At 39.6% G+C, this 3,884-nt stretch carries 4 protein-coding genes; 2 read left to right on the forward strand and 2 right to left on the reverse strand.

Annotation, left to right across the window (positions count from 1 at the left end):
* Positions 1 to 47: 47 nt before the first annotated feature.
* Positions 48 to 467 carry a hypothetical protein gene (locus AAFM34_RS19765; protein ID WP_341665803.1) on the reverse strand — a complete coding sequence of 140 codons (420 nt, stop codon included), beginning with the start codon at positions 465 to 467 and terminating at the stop codon, positions 48 to 50.
* A gap of 2 nt (positions 468 to 469) precedes the next feature.
* On the reverse strand, positions 470 to 1,804 hold the full coding sequence (locus AAFM34_RS19770; RefSeq protein WP_341665805.1) for a type VI secretion system ImpA family N-terminal domain-containing protein: 1,335 nt from the start codon (positions 1,802 to 1,804) through the stop codon (positions 470 to 472).
* A 484-nt stretch (positions 1,805 to 2,288) separates the two neighbouring features.
* Between AAFM34_RS19770 and AAFM34_RS19775 the strand changes: the two genes are divergently transcribed.
* Both AAFM34_RS19775 and AAFM34_RS19780 read left to right on the forward strand, forming a co-directional pair.
* The gene (locus AAFM34_RS19775; RefSeq protein WP_341665807.1) at positions 2,289 to 2,891 is read left to right on the forward strand and encodes a hypothetical protein; all 603 of its coding nucleotides are present in this window, start codon (positions 2,289 to 2,291) and stop codon (positions 2,889 to 2,891) included.
* A gap of 12 nt (positions 2,892 to 2,903) precedes the next feature.
* Positions 2,904 to 3,884: FHA domain-containing protein (locus tag AAFM34_RS19780; protein ID WP_341665810.1), on the forward strand; the 981-nt coding region annotated here is incomplete at its 3' end.

Below are 3,884 nucleotides of genomic sequence, written 5' to 3' on the forward strand. Positions count from 1 at the left end.
CATCTACCTTAACTTGATGATTTTTATCTAAATTATCAGGGGATTCCTCAGTACACAGCATCATCAGACTCATACCACTCGAAAAAATCATTTTTTTTCGTTTTTGAATTATCTAATGCTTTGATGGCATTTGAACTAAATAGAAACTGCTTTTTCCCTGCTGAGCGGTTACCAAGCATTAAATATATTGGCTTTGCTTTGGAGTTGCCAAGGAGAGGCCTTAATACTAGGCTTAGCGCTTCTTCCTCTGTTTCAAGCTGTTGGTCTCGACTTTGTTTTCTTTTTCTAACAAAAAGTACTGCCTGATAGGTTAGAAAAGCTAGCGCTATTACACCAATGCCGATAAACCAAATAGTCTTCGTCACAGTATTGGGGGCCCAAAAGTGCGCTGCTGAGAGTCCACCAATAAACACGATAGCGAATACGGTGGATAGAAATATAGGATGACGTATTATATTTTTTAACATGATTATTCAGCCACGACTTTATCTAGTGATGTTTGGGTTTGTGACGCTTTGAGTTGAGCGATTTTATGTAAGTAGACGTTGATCAAATTCAACGACCGATCGAGTTCTACTGGATCATTTGTTTTTTCCGCATATTCAATTCTGCCCAATAATGGAAATAAAGAGTTGCTGTATTGATACGCGAGTTCGGTATTGGAACCATTAGAATCAAGCTTTAAATTCGCTATCGCTGTACGGGCTCGTGCAAAGCGACGACTTATTTCTCTAAAGTCTCTTTGCATTTGCTCGTCATAGCGATCTAGTTCTGATGATAAAACTTGCACAGAAGAGGAGTCTGAATAAAGTTTCGCAAGATTTTCAGTGATCTGTTTTAACATATGGAGTTTAGCTACTTTTTCCGGGGATTTATCCAAATCAAATACCATAACGTCAATGGCCCCAATCAGTGGTTGTTTTAACTTTTCGACAGTGTCCTTATTTTCAGTACTAAGATCATGAGTGACTTGTAACAATACGGATACGTTGTTTGATGCTATTTTTTGCTCATATTCCGTAAGCAGTAGGCTTTTCTTTAGATAGAAAGCGCTTAAGGCTAAGATAAATACGCCTACAGCAATAGTAACAGTCCATACTGCAGAGTGATTTTTTTCAGGTTCAACATCGGCTGCTGGTGGTGATTGCCTGGCTGGAGGGTTTACTTTTACTGTGATAGCTCCTGCTACTTTGTCACTAAGTGCTTGGGATTTTTCTTTTTGCTGAAGAGCCCTTTTTTGTGCTTGTTGCTGCTTATCTTCTAATTCTTTTACGTCATCAATAAACTGACTGAAAATACGTCTTATCCCTCCGAGAGACGGGGCTTTATGTCCATAGTGGAGTCTTAGCTCTTCCTCTATTCTCAGGCAGACTCTGTGTCCTACTTCGAGAACTGCTTTGTCATCGATGGTGATATTGAATTGCTTAACTCTTTTTTCACCATGTTCGACTAGCCATTCTAACGCGCCCATTCGAGCACTCGATTTTGAAACTTCGGGGTAACAAGATGACCAATAGACAACGCACAAATCTAAAAGAACGTTTAGTGCATCGACAAACCCGCTAAGACCATCATTATGAGCTGAAGCGACTGCATAATAGCAGCCACAACGTAAGTCTTTACTTTCATTTTTAAGTATGTCTTTAGATAGTTGCTGTACTTTTTTCCACGAGACGCGCCCTGTTACTTTATTAATATTGTTTATCTGTCGCTTTATTTCCTCAAAATCTTCGAGGTTGTTCGGGTTGACTCCACAAGGAGCCTGCTCGCTTATTGGTCGTCGAGCGAAGTCTGAAAAGTACATTAAATCCTACCCAAGTGACACTAGTTATAAAGACTCAACCAAGTTTACAAAAAATTCTTAATTAAGATGTTTCATTATCAAAGGAGGATTTTACGTGGGAGAAAAGTAATTTGTAGATAGTATATTAATTAAAAATGATTAAAAGTTATTAAATGTGAGCGCTGCCTGTTGGTACTAAAGTTTAATTGATAAAAGTATAAATAAAAAGTGGTGCGATATAGCTGATGTGGTTAAATATACATCGTGCTATAAATCTGATTGATTATACAAGTATTTACACATTGCAGTGTGTAATCTGAACGTTATGTTTGAAATTTGAACTCGTAGTCGAAATGTTCATTTTTATAGGGAAAAAGAAGGTAACACTAGGAAAAAGGAAATATTTATGTGGGTTTTTTTTTCGCTATTGAATTTGTAACTTACCCTGCTATTTTGCTCACTCTTTTATTTGTATTTTTACTTTAGACCTTTTGAGGATAAAAGGATGAGTAAGTTAAGTCAGTGGAGCTTATTGGCTCTTGCATTTACAGTATCCGCAGTGGCCAATGCGAAAGGAGAACGCTACGGTGGCTCCGTCAGTATGCTGAGTATTGATAGCATTAAATATGAACAAGGCGAGAGCGGTACGGCAGATACTATTCGTTATGGCTTGGTTCATACTCGGCCGATAGATGAAGACAATAATCGCTGGAGATGGTGGCTAGGTTTTAATTACCTAAGTGAATCTGTTGATGCTCCTTCAAATGGTATATATCAGGAAGTGACCAATTATGAATTCCGAGTGGTTCCGCAATATGCTATAGGGAATTGGTCTATTTTTACACCTTATATAGGAGCAGGGCTTTCTGCAGCGTATAGTCAATATTCTAACCGTTGGCCTGTTGATGGTGAAGGGGTGAAGTATGGCTCACAGCTCGATGATATTGATCAGTTTGAAGCTGGTGCAGTCGCGACTATCGGTACAGTCATTAAGTTAGGAAGTGACCCAGACGCACATATCCAGATCATCCCTCAAGCTTCGTATATTTTGCCTGTCTACAACGATGGTTTAGGTGGGCTTGAACTTACCGTGTCACTTCTGTTTTAGAGGGTTATAGCTTTGTTGGAGCGCTTAGTCATAGTTATATCAAAGCACCCTGAAGAGTACACGGGGGCAAAATTTATTGAGCTACCAGAAAACGGTGGCTCTATTGGCCGTAATCCGGGTTGCTTAGTACCTTTGGTTGACCACAATCGTTACATATCGAGTACACATTGCCTTGTTAGTATTTATGGTGATGCATATTATATTAGTGATGTTAGTACTAATGGACTAATTGTAAATGGCAATAAACTACTAAAAAACCAGCCAATCCCCATTCATGAAGGGGATTGTATTTCACTTGGTCAGTATGAGCTATCGATCAGTGTAGAACGAGAATCAAGCCGCTTAGATATCGCCTGTGATATTGCACCCGATAGGGACAACAAAGATCCATTAGCGAACTTAGATGAAGTAGAGTTTGAGTTGGAACAGGATGGACCTTTAGAAGAGATTTTCTTAGAGACTCAGCTTGAAGAAGCTGATATGTCTGACCCTATGGCCCACCTCGAATTCTCGTTAGATAAAGATGATGACCATCTAATTCGGTCTGAACTAAATGAGGTTGAAAAAGCTGTTTCGATTGAGAAATCGACACGCCAACTTGTCGATGATAGCTTAAGTGTGTACTCAGAATTTGATGCGCCTAATTTAATCCCTGAAGACTGGATGTCGGGTGATGAGACTAGGACTATTGAGAATCGTGAAGTAAAAGAGCCTGTTTCAAATGAGACAGAAGCCCGCACTAGGCAGAATTCCGCGCCCACAACCAAGCTTTCACGTCAAGAATGGGAAGAAATGACGCCGAATCAGCAGGCAACTGAGGTGGCAGTAGAAGGATCACCAGATACATCATGTGTTATCGATGCTTTCAGGAAAGGACTAGGGATAGCGGATGACTCATTATTAAAAGATGATCCACGCCTTTTCGAGCAAATGGGTATCTGTCTGCGCTTGTGTATGAACAAACTGCAGCATGAGTTAGTTGAAATTGAAGAA

This window comes from Vibrio sp. (assembly GCF_038138445.1).
GTDB lineage: Bacteria > Pseudomonadota > Gammaproteobacteria > Enterobacterales > Vibrionaceae > Vibrio.